General features: G+C 61.8%; 20 protein-coding genes and 2 tRNA genes. 12 read left to right on the plus strand and 10 right to left on the minus strand.

The window, feature by feature from the left end; translation table 11 throughout:
• Positions 1-79: 79 nt before the first annotated feature.
• The 4 genes from JI749_RS13025 to JI749_RS13040 all read left to right on the plus strand — a co-directional run bounded on the left by JI749_RS13025 (position 80) and on the right by JI749_RS13040 (position 2,206).
• Positions 80-156, plus strand: a tRNA-Pro gene (locus tag JI749_RS13025).
• A gap of 38 nt (positions 157-194) precedes the next feature.
• Positions 195-500, plus strand: coding sequence for an ETC complex I subunit (locus tag JI749_RS13030; protein ID WP_201654610.1), 306 nt, complete (start codon positions 195-197; stop codon positions 498-500).
• Positions 501-534: 34 nt separating this feature from the next.
• Positions 535-1,308 (plus strand): sulfite exporter TauE/SafE family protein, encoded by a 774-nt coding sequence (locus JI749_RS13035; protein WP_233280752.1) that lies wholly within the window; start codon positions 535-537, stop codon positions 1,306-1,308.
• A 28-nt stretch (positions 1,309-1,336) separates the two neighbouring features.
• Positions 1,337-2,206, plus strand: coding sequence for a TraB/GumN family protein (locus tag JI749_RS13040; RefSeq protein WP_201654613.1), 870 nt, complete (start codon positions 1,337-1,339; stop codon positions 2,204-2,206).
• Between the two features lie 17 nt (positions 2,207-2,223).
• On the opposite strand, the gene JI749_RS13045 is transcribed toward JI749_RS13040, so the two are convergent.
• The 9 genes from JI749_RS13045 to JI749_RS13085 all read right to left on the minus strand — a co-directional run bounded on the left by JI749_RS13045 (position 2,224) and on the right by JI749_RS13085 (position 11,463).
• On the minus strand, positions 2,224-2,610 hold the full coding sequence (locus tag JI749_RS13045) for a tautomerase family protein (RefSeq protein WP_201654616.1): 387 nt from the start codon (positions 2,608-2,610) through the stop codon (positions 2,224-2,226).
• A gap of 6 nt (positions 2,611-2,616) precedes the next feature.
• The gene (locus tag JI749_RS13050) at positions 2,617-3,768 is read right to left on the minus strand and encodes a Gfo/Idh/MocA family protein (RefSeq protein ID WP_201654619.1); all 1,152 of its coding nucleotides are present in this window, start codon (positions 3,766-3,768) and stop codon (positions 2,617-2,619) included.
• Positions 3,769-3,862: 94 nt separating this feature from the next.
• Positions 3,863-4,921, minus strand: coding sequence for a sugar phosphate isomerase/epimerase family protein (locus tag JI749_RS13055; RefSeq protein WP_201654621.1), 1,059 nt, complete (start codon positions 4,919-4,921; stop codon positions 3,863-3,865).
• Between the two features lie 141 nt (positions 4,922-5,062).
• A complete protein-coding gene (locus tag JI749_RS13060; RefSeq protein WP_201654624.1) occupies positions 5,063-6,202 on the minus strand; it encodes a Gfo/Idh/MocA family protein in 1,140 nt (379 codons plus the stop codon).
• A gap of 5 nt (positions 6,203-6,207) precedes the next feature.
• Entirely contained in the window at positions 6,208-6,957 is a 750-nt protein-coding gene (locus JI749_RS13065) for a sugar phosphate isomerase/epimerase family protein (RefSeq protein ID WP_201654627.1), read from the minus strand.
• A 177-nt stretch (positions 6,958-7,134) separates the two neighbouring features.
• Complete coding sequence (locus JI749_RS13070) at positions 7,135-8,220, minus strand: ABC transporter ATP-binding protein (protein ID WP_201654630.1); 1,086 nt, start codon at positions 8,218-8,220, stop codon at positions 7,135-7,137.
• A gap of 4 nt (positions 8,221-8,224) precedes the next feature.
• Positions 8,225-9,148, minus strand: a complete 924-nt coding sequence (locus tag JI749_RS13075; RefSeq protein ID WP_201654633.1) for a carbohydrate ABC transporter permease — start codon at positions 9,146-9,148, stop codon at positions 8,225-8,227.
• Positions 9,149-9,150: 2 nt separating this feature from the next.
• Positions 9,151-10,107, minus strand: coding sequence for a carbohydrate ABC transporter permease (locus JI749_RS13080; RefSeq protein WP_201654636.1), 957 nt, complete (start codon positions 10,105-10,107; stop codon positions 9,151-9,153).
• Positions 10,108-10,224: 117 nt separating this feature from the next.
• Positions 10,225-11,463 carry an ABC transporter substrate-binding protein gene (locus JI749_RS13085; RefSeq protein ID WP_201654639.1) on the minus strand — a complete coding sequence of 413 codons (1,239 nt, stop codon included), beginning with the start codon at positions 11,461-11,463 and terminating at the stop codon, positions 10,225-10,227.
• A 228-nt stretch (positions 11,464-11,691) separates the two neighbouring features.
• Here JI749_RS13085 and JI749_RS13090 point away from each other — a divergent pair, with 228 nt between their 5' ends.
• The 8 genes from JI749_RS13090 to JI749_RS13125 all read left to right on the plus strand — a co-directional run bounded on the left by JI749_RS13090 (position 11,692) and on the right by JI749_RS13125 (position 16,513).
• On the plus strand, positions 11,692-12,768 hold the full coding sequence (locus JI749_RS13090) for a LacI family DNA-binding transcriptional regulator (RefSeq protein WP_201654642.1): 1,077 nt from the start codon (positions 11,692-11,694) through the stop codon (positions 12,766-12,768).
• Between the two features lie 59 nt (positions 12,769-12,827).
• A tRNA-Arg gene (locus JI749_RS13095) sits at positions 12,828-12,904 on the plus strand.
• Between the two features lie 294 nt (positions 12,905-13,198).
• A complete protein-coding gene (locus JI749_RS13100) occupies positions 13,199-14,320 on the plus strand; it encodes an acyltransferase family protein (RefSeq protein WP_201654645.1) in 1,122 nt (373 codons plus the stop codon).
• 341 nt (positions 14,321-14,661) lie between these two features.
• On the plus strand, positions 14,662-15,057 hold the full coding sequence (locus tag JI749_RS13105) for a hypothetical protein (protein WP_201654648.1): 396 nt from the start codon (positions 14,662-14,664) through the stop codon (positions 15,055-15,057).
• 1 nt (position 15,058) lies between these two features.
• Positions 15,059-15,451: a hypothetical protein gene (locus JI749_RS13110; protein ID WP_201654651.1), complete on the plus strand. Its 393-nt coding sequence runs from the start codon at positions 15,059-15,061 to the stop codon at positions 15,449-15,451.
• Positions 15,452-15,535: 84 nt separating this feature from the next.
• Positions 15,536-15,700: a DUF3606 domain-containing protein gene (locus JI749_RS13115; RefSeq protein ID WP_201654654.1), complete on the plus strand. Its 165-nt coding sequence runs from the start codon at positions 15,536-15,538 to the stop codon at positions 15,698-15,700.
• Positions 15,701-15,902: 202 nt separating this feature from the next.
• A complete protein-coding gene (locus JI749_RS13120; protein ID WP_201654657.1) occupies positions 15,903-16,115 on the plus strand; it encodes a hypothetical protein in 213 nt (70 codons plus the stop codon).
• A gap of 116 nt (positions 16,116-16,231) precedes the next feature.
• A complete protein-coding gene (locus JI749_RS13125) occupies positions 16,232-16,513 on the plus strand; it encodes a PilZ domain-containing protein (RefSeq protein WP_201654660.1) in 282 nt (93 codons plus the stop codon).
• On the opposite strand, the gene JI749_RS13130 is transcribed toward JI749_RS13125, so the two are convergent.
• Positions 16,510-16,893, minus strand: a complete 384-nt coding sequence (locus JI749_RS13130) for an ArsR/SmtB family transcription factor (RefSeq protein ID WP_201654663.1) — start codon at positions 16,891-16,893, stop codon at positions 16,510-16,512. The genes JI749_RS13125 and JI749_RS13130 overlap by 4 nt on opposite strands.
• Positions 16,894-17,097 lie beyond the last annotated feature (204 nt).

A 17,097-nucleotide genomic window follows, 5' to 3' on the forward strand; every position in this document is an offset into this window, starting at 1 on the left:
TTTGCCGTCAATAGTTGCTTGGGCGGCATCGGGCTGCTTGCCCTTTGGAACCGAACAGGCTAACGGAAAGCAGTGATCTCGGAGTGTAGCTCAGCCTGGTAGAGCACCGGTTTTGGGAACCGGGGGTCCAAAGTTCGAATCTTTGTACTCCGACCATCACATTCGCCGTTAGCGCATCGTGTCGAGGACCTTGCATGACCGCCCGTATCTACCGCCCGGCCCGCAACGCCATGCAGTCGGGCAAAGGCAAATCCAAGAGCTGGGTGCTCGTACACGAACTGGCCGAGTCCAAGACCATCGACCCGCTGATGGGCTACACCACTTCCGGCGATACACGCCAGCAGGTCAAGCTGAGCTTCGATACGCAGGAAGAGGCCGAGGCCTATGCGCAGCGCAATGGCATTGCCTATACGGTGCAGCCAGCGCATGACGCGACACCCAAACGCGTCAGCTATCCGGACAATTTCCGCGCCGACCGAAAGACGCCCTGGACGCATTGACGTTCTCTGATGTTGAATCCGCAAAGCGCCGCAAGTGATTGTGGCGCTTTTGTTTGGAGCGACCGTGACCATTTCCCTGCTGATCGTGCTGGCTGGAGCAGCCGCCGCCGGCTTTGCACAGGGCGTGTCTGGATTCGCGTTCTCGCTGGTGGCGCTTTCGATCTGGGCCTGGGCGGTGGAACCGCAACTGGCGGCGCCAATGGCTGTGTTTGGTGCGCTGGCCGGACAGTTGGTGGCCATGCCGTGGGTCTGGCGTGGCTTCGACCTGCGCAAATTGCTGCCACTGGTGGTGGGCGGGTTGATCGGCGTGCCCATTGGGGCACTGCTGCTGCCGTGGCTCGACCCGAGCTTGTTCCGTTTCGGGCTTGGCCTGTTTCTGCTGCTTTATTGTCCCCTGATGCTTCGGCTCCCAGACAGTTTCGTCTGGCCGAATGGTGGGCGGGTCGCCGATGGCGCCGCCGGATTGGCAGGCGGCATACTGGGCGGCCTCGCAGGCATTTCGGGCCCCATACCCACCCTGTGGACAACCCTGCGCGGCTGGGACAAGGATACACAGCGCGGTGTGCTGCAGGCATTCAACATTGCCATGCACGTGGCCACGCTCACCGCATACTCGTTCTCCGGCGCGATTGGCGCGGAAACGCTGACGATGTTCGGGCTGATCGCACCGGCTGTGGCGATCCCAGCGATCATGGGCGTCTTGCTGTTCCGCCGCCTGGCAACGCGGACATTCCGTCGCCTGATTCTGCTGTTGCTGTTGGTTTCCGGATTTACGCTGGTCTGGAGTAGCATAGCGCAGTGGATATAGAAGCGGGTAAGCCAGGAGACAGCCGACGATGATGCCGACCTTCAGCAGGCTTGCCGCCGCGGCAGTGACATCGCTTGGCCTGGCATGCCCAGCCTGGGCAGCGCCGGCGATATGGGAAATCCGCGATGACGACAGCGCAATCTGGGTTTTCGGGTCGTTCCATGTGCTGCCGTCAGGCACGACCTGGCGCACCGAACTGTTCAACCAAATCCTGGCTGATGCGGACCAGGTGACGTTCGAGGCCGATGTTCGGCCCTCTGCGGTGGCCGAGGTGAGTGCGGAAGCGTTCGTCCGCGGCATCTATACCGATGGTACGTTGCTGACTGCGGCGCTTTCGCCGGAACTCGAGGCCGAGTTGCGCGACAAGGCGGCGGCAATCAGCCTGCCCATGGGGTCCATCCTGGCCATGCGGCCCTGGATGGCGACGAATACCATTACCCTCCAGGCCCTCCTGGCCGAAGGCTACGACGCCCAAGGCGTTGAGTTCGTACTGCAGCCTGAGCTGGCAGATGAGCGCCTCGACTTCCTCGAAAGCGGCGCACAGCAGCTCGACGTACTATCGGGCGCGCCCGAGGATGAGCAGGTGGCGATGCTCACCGCGACGCTGGAACAGCTCGATACGCTGCCCAAGCTGATGGACAAGATGCTGGACAGCTGGCTGGCCGGCACGCCGGAGGAACTGGGTGACCTGTTCCTGATGGAAATGGGTGGGTTCGAGGAAGTGTTTCTCGAGCGGCTTATCTATGCCCGTAACCGGAACTGGATTGCGCCGCTCGAGGCGATGCTGGCGCAGGACCGGGAAAATCTGGTGATTGTCGGCGCAGCGCACCTGATCGGCGATGGCAGCGTGCTCGATCTACTCGAAAAGGCGGGCTACGGCGTCGAACGCATCCAGTAACTGGGCCGTATGCCCGATCAGACGTCGACCTTGAAACCGAGATCGATGTCGCTGGCAGGAAGCCCACGCAAGCCCCAGTTCTGGGCGTCGACTTCGATCAACGCGACCTTGATGTCACCGGGCGCGAGCCCGAATGGCGCCAGATGGGTCACGAGCGCCGCATAGAGCCGTCGCTTGGCCTCAAGCGAGCGTCCCGTCAGCAAGGTGATCTCGATATTGGTGTGGCGCGGGCTGGTGCCGACCGGCTTGATGACATTGGCTGGGTCAAACTCGGTGAGGCGAATGTCCCGATCATTCTCGGGAATGCGGATACCTTCGACCAGGGCCCGGTGGATCGCATCGAGGAAGTCGGCCCGGCGATCGCCGAGCCAACCCTTGATGATGTCAACGCGTGTGGACGGCATGGCCGATCAGACGTCGCTCAGCCTGGTCCACTTGCCGTCGTTCTGGCTGGACTGGACCGATGCAACGATGAACTGCATGCCTTCGACACCGTCCTCGAGCGTGGGCAGCAGGCCTTCATAGGCGGCACCGTCGCCACGGATGATGGCGGCGAACTGGCTGTAGAGCGTTGCGAACGCCTCCAGATACCCTTCCGGGTGTCCGGACGGGATGCGGACGTTCATGGTGGATGAGGCATTGCCCGAAATGGCGCCGCCGCGGGTCAGCAGCTGCTTGGGTTTACCGAACTCGGTGAACCACATGTAGTTGGGGTTGTCCTGGCGCCATTCGATGCCGCCCTTGTCGCCGTAGACACGCAACTGGAGGCCGTTTTCGCAGCCGACGGCCACTTGGCTGGCCCAGAGCATGCCCTTGGCGCCGCCCTCGAAGCGCAGCATGATATTGACGTTGTCGTCGAGCTGACGGCCCTCGACGAAGGCGGTCAGATCGGCCGAAACAGCCTGGGTTTTCAAGCCGGTAACGAAGCGGGCGAGATTGTAGGCGTGGGTGCCGATATCGCCAATGCAGCCGCCGGCGCCCGAGCGGGACGGGTCGGTGCGCCACGAGGCCTGCTTGTTGTCCTCGGCGGCCGGTTCGGTGAGCCAATCCTGCGGGTATTCCGCCTGGACGACGCGAACCTTGCCCAAGCGGCCAGAAGCGACCATGTCGCGGGCCTGCCGGATCAGCGGATAGCCGGTGTAGTTGTGGGTCAAAAGAAAGCGAGCGCCGTTGGCAGGCTTGATCGAAGAAAGGTTGCGTGCGTCTTCGAGTGTGCTGGTGATCGGCTTGTCGCAGATGACGTGGATGCCGGCTTCGAGGAAGGCCTTGGCCGGACCATAGTGCATGTGGTTGGGCGTGACGATCGACACGGCCTGGATGCCATCGGGGCGAGCCGCCTCGGCACGGGCCATTTCCTCGTAGGAGGTGTAGATGCGGTCTTCGGCCAGGCCGATATTGCGGCCCGACTCCCTGGCGACTTCCGGACGCGACGACAAGGCGCCGGCCACCAGTTCATAGTCGCCATCGATGCGGGCGGCGACGCGGTGCACGTAGCCGATGAAGGCACCGGTGCCACCACCGACCATGCCCAGACGAATGCGCTTTGCGCCGTTTTCTGCCATTGAAGCCTCCTCAATACGGGTCCGATTTGGATATCGGTTTAGCCTAGGGCGTCATCCCCACGATGGCGGGCGTGACGCTGTTCAGGTCTGGACTTTAGCTCAGCCCAAGCATCTTGCGGTTGGCCGCGGTGTCGGTGCCGCCGCTGGCGAAGTCGTCGAAGGCCTTTTCGGTGACGCGGATGATGTAGCTCTTGATGAGCTCGGCGCCTTCGCGTGCACCGTCTTCCGGGTGCTTGAGGGCACATTCCCATTCGAGCACGGCCCAGCCCTGGAAGTCGTTAGCCGCCATCTTGGCGAAGATGGCCGGGAAATCGACCTGGCCATCGCCGATGGAGCGGAAGCGCCCTGCCCGGTTTACCCAGGACTGGAAGCCACCATAGACGCCCTGGCGACCGGTCGGGTTGAACTCGGCATCCTTCACGTGGAAGGCCTTGATGCGATCCTTGTAGATGTCGATGTAGTCCAGGTAATCGAGCTGCTGCAGTACGAAATGGCTCGGATCATAGAGCAGGTTGGCGCGCGGGTGGTTCTTCACGCGGTCGAGGAACATCTCGTAGGACACGCCATCATGCAGGTCCTCACCCGGGTGGATTTCGTAGCAGACGTCGACGCCGGCGGCGTCGAAGGCATTGAGGATGGGCGTCCAGCGCCGTGCCAGTTCATCGAAGGCCTCTTCGACCAGGCCCGCAGGGCGCTGCGGCCACGGATAAAGGTAGGGCCAGGCCAGAGCACCGGAGAAGGTGGCGTGGGCCTTGAGGCCGAGATTCTGCGATGCCTTGGCGGCGTTGAGCATGGTCTGCACCGCCCACTCGGTGCGCGCCTTGGGGTTGCCATGGACTGAAGCCGGGGCAAAGCCGTCGAAGGCGGTGTCGTAAGCGGGGTGAACGGCAACCAGCTGACCCTGCAGGTGGGTCGACAGTTCGGTGATCTCGAGGCCGTGGCTATTCACTACACCCTTGATTTCATCGGCGTAAGTCTTGGATGTCGCCGCTTTTTCAAGATCGATGAAGCTCGACACCCAGGTCGGGATCTGCACGCCCTTGTAGCCCAGGCCGGCGGCCCATTTGCAGATGTTGTCGAGGTTATCGAACGGCGCCTTGTCGCCCGCGAACTGCGCCAGGAAGATTGCCGGACCCTTGATGGTCGTCGCCATGTCGTTTCTCCTCGTTTCGGCGCTTCGCGCCTATTTCTTTGCCGTTCATGCAAACAGGCGGCGGGTGGCCGCCGCCTGTTCACTAACATGTTTGTCTATGTTGACCGACGCGATGCATCTGTCAATGAGGTACGCACCTCATTACTTCAGCAGAGCCTGGGCCTGGGCCGGCGAGAGCGCCAGCGGCCGCTCGCAGGTGGTCGACAGGGTCAGCACCTGGCCGCTTTCACCCGCCTTGAGCAGGCTGGTCATCACGTCCACGGCGTGCAGGGCGACATCGAGGCCGCAACGCGCCCGGTAGCCACCATCGATGGAGGCCATCATGTCGGCGAGCCCGGCAGCGCGGTAGTTGGCGCGCGGCTGGTCGGTGTCCAGGCCCTGGTTGGCCTTGCCGAAGGGGTGATCCCATGGCGTGACCTTGGTGCGCTCGCCAGCGATGTTGGCAGTGACCAGGTCGCCACCGAAGAAGTTCGGATCGGGCACGAAGATCGAGCCATCTGTGCCATAGAGCTCGATGTTGTGGTGGCCATGGGCCGCCACATCCCAGCTGGCGCCAAGGGTAACAATGGCGCCGGTGGCGAATTCGAGCACGCCATGGATGGTCGTGGGCGTGCCGACCTTGACGAAGGTGCCCTTGTAGGGGCCTTCGGCGGTGACTTCACGCTCAGCGCGGGCCATGTTGGTGAACGCCGAGAGGCGCTTGACCGGACCGAGCAGATGGATGAGGTCGGTGACGTAGTACGGGCCCAGATCGAGGATCGGACCGGCGCCGGGCTGGAAGAAGAAGTCCGGATTGGGGTGCCAGTGCTCCATGCCGCGGCTCATGACGTGCATGGTGCCGCTCATGATCTTGCCCAGCGAGCCGCCGTCGATGATCTCGCGGGCCTGCTGGTGTGCACCGCCCAGGAAGGTATCGGGGGCCGAACCAACCTGCAGGCCACGGTCATCGGCGGCCTTCTTGAGCGCCATACCCTCTTCGAGGCTCAGCACGAAGGGCTTTTCCGAATAGGCATGCTTGCCGGCCGAGACGATGTCCATCGAAACCGAATAATGGGTCGATGGGATCGTCAGGTTCACGATGACGTCGATTTCGCTGTTCTTGAGCAGCTCGTCAGGCGTCTGCGCCTTGACGCCGAATTCCTCGGCGCGCTTCTGGGCAGCGGCCGGCAGGATGTCGGCCACGGCACGAACTTCGAGCCCCTTGAACAGCGGCGCGAGCTTGAGATAGGCGCTGGAGATATTGCCGGCACCCATGATGCCGACGCCAAAGGTCTTGGCCATTTGGATTACTTCCACTTCTTGGCAGCGGCGATCGAGCGGGTCGCAAAACGAACCGCATCGGATGGCTTGTCGTGCTCGGCAACGAAATACTCGGCCTTGGTCTTGGACTGGACCTTGGTGATCAGTTCATCCCAATTGAGGACGCCGTCACCCACGTCAGCCCAGCCGTCTTCGTCGGTTTTCTCGCCGGCAGGGGCAATGTCCTTTACGTGGACGGCCGTGATGCGGCTGCCATACTTGTCGAACCAGGCGACCGGGTCAGCCTTGCCACGGACGATCCAGGCCACGTCGGCTTCCCATTCGATGCCGGGGGCTTCCTCGAGCAGGATTTCCATGGGCGTGCGGCCCGAGCTGGTCGGCACGAATTCGAAATCGTGGTTGTGCCAGCCGAAGCCGTACCCTTCCTTCTTGTAGGTTTCAGCATGACCGGCCAGCGTCTCGGCCAGCTTGAGCCACTTGGACTCATCGGCGCTGCGATCCTCGGGTCCGATATGGGGCACGATGATCTTCTTGATGCCGAGGGTTTCGGCCGTCTTGAGCGTAGTAGACACGTCTGCCGCCTGGGCCGGGCCGAAATGGCCGGTCGGCATGGAAAGGCCGTTCTTCTTCAGGTTGGCTGCAAGGCCCGCGGCGTCGCCATAGAGGCCACCAAAGCCTTCGACCTGCGTATAGCCAAGCGAACCGAGGGTCGCGAGGAAATCGGGCAGCGAGGGAACGTTCCGCGCGCTGTAGAGCTGGAATGACAAAACGGTCATTTTTGGCCTCTTGTAACGTTAGAATGGGCTGATGGAGCAGTTTCTGCACCAGCAGATAGCTATGTCAGATCGTGCTGTCGCGCTTCGGGGACAGGCCAACTACCGCAAAAGTAAGATTGGCGGGAAAGTCGGGCAGACAAGTGGCGGGGCGTCGGCGACGCCCCGCGACGGGCTAAATCAGACGCGGTTGGTCGTCTCTTTGTTGAAGATCGAGCCGCGTGCCGGGTCAAAGCCGATCCTGAGCTTCTGGCCGACTTCAAGATGGACGTCGCTGTCGACGCGGAACGTAACGGCCTGGCCGGCAATCTTGGTCCAGGCCAGGGTGTCCGACCCCATCGGCTCCACGATCTCGATCTCGACTTCGGTCGAATAAGGCATCCTGGCCACTTCATCGCCCAGCACGACATGCTCCGGACGAACACCAAGCACCGCCTTGGTCGCGCCCGTCACCGGAGTGGTGAACTGGTAGGTGCCCACGGGGATCACCGTGCCGTCTTCGGCGGTGAATGTGGTGCCATCAAGCGTACCCTGGAGGAAATTCATCGATGGCGAGCCGATGAAGCCGGCGACGTAGAGATTGACCGGCTTGTTGTAGATGGTGTGCGGGTCGCTCAACTGCTGGATCACGCCATTCTTCATGATGGCGATGCGATCGGCCAGCGTCAGGGCCTCGATCTGGTCGTGGGTCACGTAGATCATGGTGTTCTTGAGGCGCTGGTGCAGGCGCTTGATCTCGACGCGCAGGTCCGAACGGAGCTTGGCATCGAGGTTGGATAGCGGCTCGTCGAACAGGAACACGTCCACGTCGCGCACCAAGGCACGGCCGATAGCCACGCGCTGGCGCTGGCCGCCGGATAGTTCGACGGGCTTGCGGTTGAGCAGCGGCTGGATCTGGAGGATTTCGGCGGCGCGGGCGACGCGACGTTCGATCTCATCCTTCTTCATGCCGGCCACGCGCAGGCCGAAGCTCAGATTCCGCTCGACGGTCATCTGCGGGTAAAGCGCATAGGACTGGAACACCATGCCGATGCCGCGGTCCTTGGGCTCTTCCCAGGTGACGTTCTTGCCGCCGATGAAGATCTGGCCGTCAGAGACGTCGAGCAGGCCGGCGATGCAGTTGAGCAGGGTCGACTTGCCGCAGCCCGAGGGGCCCAGCAGGACGATGAATTCACCCTGGGCGATGTCGAGGTCCAGATGCTCGAGAACCTTCACATTGCCGAAGTTGAGGGATAGATCCCTGATGGAAACACTGTGTTGCGTCATGGTCTTAACCCTTCACCGCACCGGCGGCGATGCCGCGGACGAACCATTTACCCGAGATGAAATAGACAGCCAGCGGCACGGCAGCAGTCAGGATGGTCGCTGCCATGTGCACGTTGTATTCGCGCACGCCGGTTGTCGTGTTGACGATGTTGTTGAGCTGCACGGTCATGGGCATGTTCTCGCGACCGGCGAAGACCGTGCCGAACAGGAAGTCGTTCCAGATACCGGTAACCTGCAGGATGACGGCCACGATGGTGATCGGGACGGCCATCGGGATCATGATCTGGAAGAAGATCTGCCAGAACCCTGCCCCGTCGACACGGGCTGCCTTGAACAGCTCGGGCGGAAGCGCCGCGAAGAAGTTGCGGAACAGCAGCGTCAGGATGGGCATGCCGAAGATGGTGTGGATGATGATGATGCAGGGGAAGGTACCGAAGATCCCCAGCTCACGCATGCCGATGATCAGCGGGTAGATCACCACCTGGTAGGGCACGAAGGCGCCGAACACGAGCAGGCCGAACAGAACATTGGCGCCCTTGTAGCGCCAGAAGCTGAGCGCATAGCCGTTGAGGCAGGCAATAATGATCGAGATGATCGTGCCGACGACAGTGATCTTGACCGAGTTCAGGAAGCCCGGCTTGAGACCGTTGCAGTCACGGCCAGTACAGGCGGTGTCCCAGGCCTTCAGCCAGGGCTCGAAAGTGATCTGCTGCGGCCACTGGAAGATGTGACGCAACTGGATTTCCGGCATGGCCTTGAGCGAGGTCACGACCATGACCCAAAGCGGCATGAGGAAAAACAGCGCAGCCAGCACGAGGAAGGCATAGATGCCAACGCGGCTGAAGGTGAGGCTCTTCGGCTTTGTGCCCCGAGGCCCGGCCTCGATGCGGGATGCGCCGGATGATACAGTCATGGTGTCGGTCGTCATGGCTAGTACCCCTTGGCCTTATTGGCCCGCCACTGCGCAAACGCCTGCACGCCCAGCAGGATCACCACCGGCAGCAGCATCATGGTCGCGGCTGCCATTCCGAGGCCCACGTTGGACCGGTCGGTGATGTGCTGGATGACGAAAACGGCCGGCATCTGCGTCGCGATACCGGGACCGCCCTGGGTCATCGCAACGACCAGATCGAACACGCGAACCACACCCACGCATTGCAGGATGAAAGCGGTGAGGATGGCGCCGCGCATCATGGGCAGCACGATGAAGAGATAGGTGCGCCAGGTAGGAATGCCGTCGATCTTGGCGGCCTTCCAGATTTCGGCGTCCACGCCCCGGAGGCCGGCCAGCATGATGGCCATGGTCACGCCCACGCCATTCCAGATGCCCGCGACCACCAGGCCGTAAATGGCGGTGGAGGCGTTAACCAGCGGGGCAAAGGTGAAATCGGTGAAGCCAAGGCCGCGGACCGTGGCCTGGATGCCGTAGTTGGGATCGAGAATCCAGCGCCAAACCAGGCCGGTGATCACCAGCGACATGGCGAAGGGATAGAGGAAGATCGAGCGGAACCAGTCCTCCGCCTTGATGCGCTGATCCATGAACACGGCCAGCAGGTAGCCCGCGGTCATGTTGGCGACGATGGACAACAATCCGAAGAACCAGAGATTGTTGACCGAAACCAGCCAGCGACCCGTAGCCCAGAGGCGCGAATATTGATCGGTACCAACGAAATTTTCCGGGCCGAAGGCCGGGAAGATGCGCGAGTTGGTGAACGACAGAACGAATGAATAGATGATGCAGATGACGAACACGCCGACGGCGGTCAGGATAAGCGGCAGAGTGCCTATCACCGACATGAGCGTCGTAATGCGGAACGGCTTCCGCCCAGAGGAACTGGCTGTCTTTACGACAGCACCGCCCTCATTGGCCGTAGCAAGCTGAGCCATGACGATTTCCCTTGTGGGTCGATGTGAAGGGCGGTCCGACTCAGGCGCGACCAGTTTTGCCCCAAATGCAAACCGGGTGGCCCCTTTTTGGGGGTCACCCGGTTCGTCAGTGATGGATTATTCAGCCGACGCGATGATGTCGACGAAGCGCTGCTGGATTTCCTCGACGCTCAGGTCGGGATTGGCCCAGGCTTCAGCCCAGAGGTCGTCGAGCTGGCCGATGGAGTCCTGGGTCAGGTAGATGCCTGCGCCCTGGATCACGTGGTCGGGGTCCTTGAGGATCTCCAGACCAACCTTCATGCAGTCGTCGGCGAGGGACATGTCAACGTCGTCACGCACCGGGAGCGAACCCTTGGCGTTGTTGAACAGAGCCTGAACCTGCGGATTGACCATCATGGAGGCCATCTTCAGCTGAGCAGCTTCAACAGCCGGATCATCCTGCTTGGGGAACAGGAAGATGTCGCCGCCGGTATCGAGGTACGGCTGTTCGGCCGGGCCAGCGATACAAGCATAGTCGACGCCGGGCTTCTCGCCGGCAACGGCGAATTCGCCACGAGCCCAGTCACCCATGATCTGCAGGGCAGCCTGGTCCTGGATCACGAGGTTGGTCGTGTCGTTCCAGGTGCGGTTGGCCGAACCTTCGTCGGTCAGGCCCTTGAGGCTCTTGAAGATCTCGATGGCATGCTTGACTTCAGGACCGCCGGCAACGTCGAGGTTGCGATCCTTGTAGATGGCCTCGTGGCCTTCCTTGCCGAGCTGGGACAGCATCACGACGCCCATGGCGCCGCCGATCTGCCAGGCTTCGCCGCCGATGGCGAACGGGATGATGCCGGCTTCCTGCAGCTTGGGAGCGGCAGCAATGAAATCATCGAGGTTCTTCGGCAGTTCTACGCCAGCCTTTTCGAAAGCCGGAACCGAAGCCCAGGCCCACTGCCACGAGTGAATGTTCACCGGGACGCAGTAGATCTTGCCTTCGAATTCGCAGACGTTAAGGATGGCTGCGGGGCGGATGAAATCCTTCCAGCCTTCTTCGGTGGCAAGCGGGGTCAGGTCGAGCAGCAGGCCAGCTTCGGCAAGCTCTTCGAACTGGCGGCTGATGTTGAACTGAGCGGCGCCCGGAGGATCACCACCAAGGGTACGCTGCAGCGTGGCCGAGCGAGCATTCTCACCACCGGCAATGGCGGTATCGACCCACTTGTCTTCGCCCAGAGCGTCGAACTCGCGAGCAAAAACCGAAACGGCGGCCTGTTCGCCACCCGACGTCCACCAGTGGATAACTTCGACGTCCGCTGCATTGACAGCGGTGGAGCCGAGCAAAGCAGTTGCCATAGCGGCAACCACTGCAAACTTCTTCATAGGTTGTCCTCCCAACGATCACTTGGAGCGAAACGCTCCCGCGAAGCTGCCAGCCGCAAGGTCGCCTTCTTGTGAGGCGTCTCCAGCTGGCGGCGTGTAATCGATTGCATATTCCGGCTTGCGAAATCTCTGCAATCGATTGCATGAGTTTCGTACACGCCTTGCGCACCTGTCAAGATCGAATTAGACAGATTGGGTTACTGACAGCGAGAGGGGGCGCTGCCAGACATGAACGTGGTGAAAAAAACGCCGACGATTCAAGACGTTGCGCGTTTCGCCAGCGTCTCGACAGCCACTGTCAGCCGCGCCCTGACCAGCCCGGAAAGGGTCAGCGAGCACACCCGTGCGCGGATTTCGGAGGCGGTTCGCGTCACCGGATATACGCCCAACCAATCGGCTCGTTCACTGCGACAGAAGACGGCCCGGACAATCCTGGTTGCGCTTCCAGATATCGGCAATCCGTTCTTCTCGGTGATCTTGGACGCGGTGGAGCGGGAAGCAGCTGCACGGGGCTATGGAGTGCTGGTGGCCAACCGGTTTTCGGGCGGCGATTCCGGCGTCCGGATGCGCGACTATTTCATGTCCAATCGCGTGGATGGCCTGCTGCTGTTTGATGGGTCGGTCGACCTGGAGCAGCTGATGCTGCTGACCGGCGGGCCGACGCCATTTCCGCTCATCGTGGTATGCGAGGAAATTCCCCACGCGCCGTTTCACACGGTCAAGACGGACAACAGCTATGCCGCAGAGCGCGCCACTCGCCACCTGATCGAGCTGGGGCACCGCCGAATCGGCCATGTCAGGGGGCCGCAGGGCAATGTGCTGACGATGGAGCGCGAGGCCGGCTTCCGGCGGGCAATGGAGGCGGCGGGTCTCGACACGCCGCCCCAATGGCTGCTGCCCGGGGCCTTCGAAATGGAGGCCGGCGCGATGGCCGCGCAGCACTTCATGGCGCTGGACAAGCGCCCGACAGCAGTCTTCGCGGCCAATGACGAAAGCGCAATCGGCTTCATTTCGGGCCTGAGACAGCATGGTCTCGACTGTCCCGCCGACGTCTCGGTTGTCGGCTTCGACGACCTGGCGCTGTCAGCCCATGTCTGGCCGCCGCTGACCACGATGCGGCAACCGCGGGCGGCGCTGGGCCGGATCGCGGCCGGCGCGCTGATCGACGTCATCGAAGGCGAGCGGAATAGCCGGGTGCCCATGCACATGGTGCTGAGCTCGGAAATGATCGTGCGCGGCAGCACATGCCGCCCCCCTGCCCCTGCGACACCGTTGCTCCAGCCGGCCGATCTCGTCCTGCCCTGACCGGCGCACAAGGGGCGTTTCCTTTGGACAGAAATCGGGTAAAGGGGGGCACCTGCGCTGGTCCCGTAGCTCAGCTGGATAGAGCAGCAGCCTTCTAAGCTGTTGGTCGGGGGTTCGAGTCCCTCCGGGATCGCCAGGTCTTCAACAACTTAGAAATTGCAGCGCCTCTGTGGCTCCGGTGCGGCTGACATAGGGGTGGCGCGCGGCTCTGATCAGGGGCCATTTGCCTCGCTTCCACGGCTAACTTTGCTAATCGCCCCATCGGCGCTTTGATAGAGGCCCAGTAAACCCACAAGTGAACGATTGACCTCGAGCACCCCTGCCGTGCCCCCCAGCAGTTTCGCCGCTTGGGCGCTGAATCTCAATTCTGATAGGGGTTTCGCAGAATTGCAGAGGCGGGTTAGTATCCGCCCCCAATGGGGGATCTCGGATGAACAAACTTACTGACGCGCAATCCACGTACTTGGATTGCGTAAGAGGCATTAGCGCTGTGGTCGTCCTTGTCGGACATACCCTGACTGCGCTGCCCTGGGACTCAGTTGTCGGCACTCGCTTTGCGGTCCAGCGCTATGCCGTGGTCGTGTTCTTCATTTTGTCAGGGTTCTTGATAGCGCAGAAGACAATGGAGCGGGTCGCGCAATACAGTTTTACCGAGTATTTTGTAGACCGGTTTGCCCGGATTTTTGTGGCCTTCGTGCCTGCGCTCATTTTTGTCGCTATGGTGGACAACCTGTTGATTTCACCCTTCCATGCGCTTGCGCCAGATCCATTGACGCCCAGTACCTTCATCGCGAACCTGCTGATGCTGCACCATACGCCGTTCAATCGGTTCTTCGAGTGGTTACCCAGGTTCCAGCCATATGGAACGGGACGCCCCTTCTGGACCATCGCGGTAGAATGGTGGCTCTACATGTTGTTCGGTATAGCGTTCTTTGCGCGCCGAATGAGGGGTGGCGAAAAGCTGCTTGCTGCCATCCTTATCATACCCGCCTTCGCTGTTGTCCTCTACTTCACGGCGTGGGAGTCAATTGCCCTAGTCTGGTTTGTGGGAGCTGGTGCAGGCATTGCGTTTACGGTCGCTTCTGACAAGTGGCGGGCCATCGCTAGGCCAGTGGCTGGCATGGTTGGGTTGCTGTCGCTGGCAGCCCTCGCCTTCCGCGCTGGCCGTTTGTGGCCTGCGGAGTCGTTCAACGCCCTTGACCTGCAACTTATCATCTTCACAGCCCTAGTTTTCCTCGCTGGGCTCGCTTGGGTGAACGATGCGCCAATTGCGCGTGCCCTTATTGCCTCTCGCCGGTTCTGGGTCTGGCTGGCGGCGATTTCCTATTCGCTCTACCTCACTCACCACACCGTTCTAGGGGCTTACGTCTATCTGGTTGGGGTAAAGGGCTGGTGGGACTTCGCCGCGATATGCGTCATCAGCTTTGTGGTGGCGATCCTATTCACCTGGGCGTTTGACCGCCATCACAAGAAAGTGGCGGCACGGTTGAAACGATGGGTGGCAACCCGCAGCGGCGCTCAGGTGCCGCCGCCGATGACAGAAACCGTGTAGGTACCGAAGCGGCGATGGAGCGGGTGCTACTAGTTCGGCGACAATCGTCGACGTGTCTGCGGCAGACACATAGCGATAGTAGGTTATGTCTGACGTGACGTTGTGGCACCGAGAATTGCCCGGTGCCAAGAGGCTTTGCTGCAGGTACCTTCGCGTTCTGGTGTGCCGTGCCGCCAGCTCCGGCGGATCAGAAATCAGCCTTCTAAGCTGTTGGTCGGGGTTCGGGCACCTCCGGGATCGCCAGGCGGACCTTGTTTTCCGCGTGCCAGCCGGCCCCGATGTTCAGCAAGCGTTCAGCGAGGGGGTGGGATAGGCGGCGCCGAAACAGGAGCGTCTTACCCATGCGTCAATCAATCCTGGCCCTGGCGGCCGTCATCGTTCTGTCTGCGCCAGCCGCGGCGACGGAATGGATTTATTGCGGCGATACGGCCGGCGAGGTCCAGATAGGGCTGCTGGCGGGTCACTTTCAGTTTCTCGAGGTCAACCGCGCCAATTTTAGCGTCGGCGACGAGCAGTGGTCCACCAACCCGGAGTTGGAACCCGGCAAGCCGATCGCCATCGGCCAGCACTATAGCGGCGACAACCAGTTGCTGATCGACCTGACCGATGTGAATGCGGAAGAGACCTTGGCCGAACTACGCATCTTCACGGCCGATGAGGGCGAAGACTATGTGCAGGGCGGCGTCCTGCGGGTTCCGGGCTACGGCGCTTGGGTTGTTTCGTGCGAAGGACCGTAAGATGAACCGGATCGTGCTTGCAGCCGCGTTGTCGGCGATCGCCACCCTCCCCGCGGTGGCCGGCGAAGGTCTCATGTGCTCGGGTGCCGATGGCGTCGAGTTCCACCTGCCGCTGGCCGGTGGCACCGGGCTTTACCCTCTTGGTGCCGAGATCACGGTGGGCGACCAGGTCTGGACGACGGATGCACAGGCCAAGGGCGCAACGCTGATCACCCCTGCCCAGTCGATCGGCATCGACGATCGCTATTACTTCGATTTCGCCGATCCCAATCTCGAGGGGATCGTCGCCAGGATAAGGCTGTTCGGCGCGACGGGCGGCGATGAGCCGGCAATCGGTGGTACGCTTGCTATCACCGAGCGCGGAGCCTGGGCCGTCACATGCGATGTCGGCTGACACAGCCATGGCGCAATTTTCAGCGAAGGAGTGAACCGCCCGGTGTCAGGCACGTTGGGACTGAAGTGAACTCAAGGAGCCACCATGTCCAACACCAAGCAAGATCGCGCCCGCGTCGCCGGCGGGCAGGGCCATGAAGTCAGATACGAAGCCGGCAAGACCGGCGCCTCCAAGACCGAGGTCAAGGATGCCGTGAAATCGGCAGGCAACAGCCGCAAGGCGGTCGAGAAGAAGCTGGGCTCGAAATGAGCCGCGATGGCCTGCCAACCGGTGCGGGGACGGCCGGAAAGAACGATGTCGCTGACCCTCATCCAGCCGCGGAAGAAGACTATGACAAGATACCCCGTCCCGGCGGGACAAAGTCGCGAGGCGAACATGACCCCGGCGCCAATTCCTACCTCCATGACGGAAAGGCACCGCCGCGCCCCAGGAACAGGGGAGCCGGACCGCAATGATTTCGGTCGCGATAGAGGATGAACTGCTCGACGGCCTCGAGCAGTTCATTGCGGATCGGGATGAGCCGCCACGGGGCAGGATGACCTACGACGACGCCGTCAATGTGATCGTGCGCGACTGGTTGATGAGCCAGGGCTATGTACCGCTGCCAGGCGAGGCCGACGGCATCACCCCTGCCCTGGAGGCCGCGGACGTCCCCGAGGCGTGAGCCGGAAGCCGTTCTGATAAAATTGCTTCTACCCCATTGACCCGGTGCTAACGGCATTCCTGGGCAAGGCGGAGGCTTTAAGAGTTCGGCAAGGCCGGCGCCGCTAGCTGGACCACATGCGTGATATATCCAACCTCCTACCCGGCAAGTCGGGCCTGCGGCTCGAACGCCGCATCGCGCCGCGCCGAAACACCGCCATCGCGGCCGTAATTACCTTCGGACACAGCAGAATGGACTGCATTATCCGTAACGTTTCCGATACGGGTGCCAAGCTCGAAGTGGCCAAGGTGGCCGGCATACCCGACGTGGTGCTGCTCCATGCGCCCGGCCATCGGCCGCAGACGTGCCGCGTGGTTTGGCGTGCCCTCAAGGAAATGGGCGTCGAATATCGCGACTAGAAGTCGAACCCCATCTGGGACGCTGCCTTCGGTGCCGGCTGGGGCGTCGGCGCCAGTTGCGGCGGCCCCGCCACAGGCTTGACCGCGCGGACGGGTTTGGCCGCGGGTTTCTTGGCCCTGTCCCCCTGCACCGCATCCAGCCAATCGCGCACAGGCCGAAGTTTGGCCGGGTGAAGGGCGTAGCGGTTTTCGCGACCGGCTTTCTTTTCACTGATAAGCCTCGCCTCTTTGAGCACCCGCAGGTGTCGGGAGATCGCCGGCCGGCTGATATCGAAAGAGCTCGCCAACACGTGCACCGGCTGCGGCCCATTCCGTAGGATTTCGACTATGCGGCAACGGGTTGGGTCAGCCAATGCGATCAGGACGGTGATAGGCGGCATAGGAATTCCATGATGTTCCCCGCTGGTTAGTAACGGGGGAGTTACCCGTCAAGCGCCTGCCTTGTTCCGCAACGGGTTATTCACCAAATGCGTTGAGTTGGGACCCGCGCGCTACTGGAACGGCGATCCCGCAATAATCTGGTCACTTCCGTGCGCGACCGTGGACACATGGAGATGCCAGTGCGGAACGCGGCAACAAGATAT

Source organism: Devosia oryziradicis, from assembly GCF_016698645.1.
Classification (GTDB): domain Bacteria; phylum Pseudomonadota; class Alphaproteobacteria; order Rhizobiales; family Devosiaceae; genus Devosia; species Devosia oryziradicis.

What these genes read in the sequence shown, in the direction of transcription:
- JI749_RS13085 (WP_201654639.1), bottom strand. Translation starts at nt 11,463, where the DNA reads ATGAAGAAGTTTGCAGTGGTTGCCGCTATGGCAACTGCTTTGCTCGGC.
- JI749_RS13090 (WP_201654642.1), top strand. Translation starts at nt 11,692, where the DNA reads ATGAACGTGGTGAAAAAAACGCCGACGATTCAAGACGTTGCGCGTTTC.
- JI749_RS13070 (WP_201654630.1), bottom strand. Translation starts at nt 8,220, where the DNA reads ATGACGCAACACAGTGTTTCCATCAGGGATCTATCCCTCAACTTCGGC.
- JI749_RS13030 (WP_201654610.1), top strand. Translation starts at nt 195, where the DNA reads ATGACCGCCCGTATCTACCGCCCGGCCCGCAACGCCATGCAGTCGGGC.
- JI749_RS13050 (WP_201654619.1), bottom strand. Translation starts at nt 3,768, where the DNA reads ATGGCAGAAAACGGCGCAAAGCGCATTCGTCTGGGCATGGTCGGTGGT.
- JI749_RS13075 (WP_201654633.1), bottom strand. Translation starts at nt 9,148, where the DNA reads ATGACGACCGACACCATGACTGTATCATCCGGCGCATCCCGCATCGAG.
- JI749_RS13100 (WP_201654645.1), top strand. Translation starts at nt 13,199, where the DNA reads ATGAACAAACTTACTGACGCGCAATCCACGTACTTGGATTGCGTAAGA.
- JI749_RS13065 (WP_201654627.1), bottom strand. Translation starts at nt 6,957, where the DNA reads ATGACCGTTTTGTCATTCCAGCTCTACAGCGCGCGGAACGTTCCCTCG.
- JI749_RS13105 (WP_201654648.1), top strand. Translation starts at nt 14,662, where the DNA reads ATGCGTCAATCAATCCTGGCCCTGGCGGCCGTCATCGTTCTGTCTGCG.
- JI749_RS13080 (WP_201654636.1), bottom strand. Translation starts at nt 10,107, where the DNA reads ATGGCTCAGCTTGCTACGGCCAATGAGGGCGGTGCTGTCGTAAAGACA.
- JI749_RS13125 (WP_201654660.1), top strand. Translation starts at nt 16,232, where the DNA reads ATGCGTGATATATCCAACCTCCTACCCGGCAAGTCGGGCCTGCGGCTC.
- JI749_RS13055 (WP_201654621.1), bottom strand. Translation starts at nt 4,921, where the DNA reads ATGGCGACGACCATCAAGGGTCCGGCAATCTTCCTGGCGCAGTTCGCG.
- JI749_RS13060 (WP_201654624.1), bottom strand. Translation starts at nt 6,202, where the DNA reads ATGGCCAAGACCTTTGGCGTCGGCATCATGGGTGCCGGCAATATCTCC.
- JI749_RS13040 (WP_201654613.1), top strand. Translation starts at nt 1,337, where the DNA reads ATGATGCCGACCTTCAGCAGGCTTGCCGCCGCGGCAGTGACATCGCTT.
- JI749_RS13110 (WP_201654651.1), top strand. Translation starts at nt 15,059, where the DNA reads ATGAACCGGATCGTGCTTGCAGCCGCGTTGTCGGCGATCGCCACCCTC.
- JI749_RS13130 (WP_201654663.1), bottom strand. Translation starts at nt 16,893, where the DNA reads ATGCCGCCTATCACCGTCCTGATCGCATTGGCTGACCCAACCCGTTGC.
- JI749_RS13115 (WP_201654654.1), top strand. Translation starts at nt 15,536, where the DNA reads ATGTCCAACACCAAGCAAGATCGCGCCCGCGTCGCCGGCGGGCAGGGC.
- JI749_RS13045 (WP_201654616.1), bottom strand. Translation starts at nt 2,610, where the DNA reads ATGCCGTCCACACGCGTTGACATCATCAAGGGTTGGCTCGGCGATCGC.
- JI749_RS13120 (WP_201654657.1), top strand. Translation starts at nt 15,903, where the DNA reads ATGATTTCGGTCGCGATAGAGGATGAACTGCTCGACGGCCTCGAGCAG.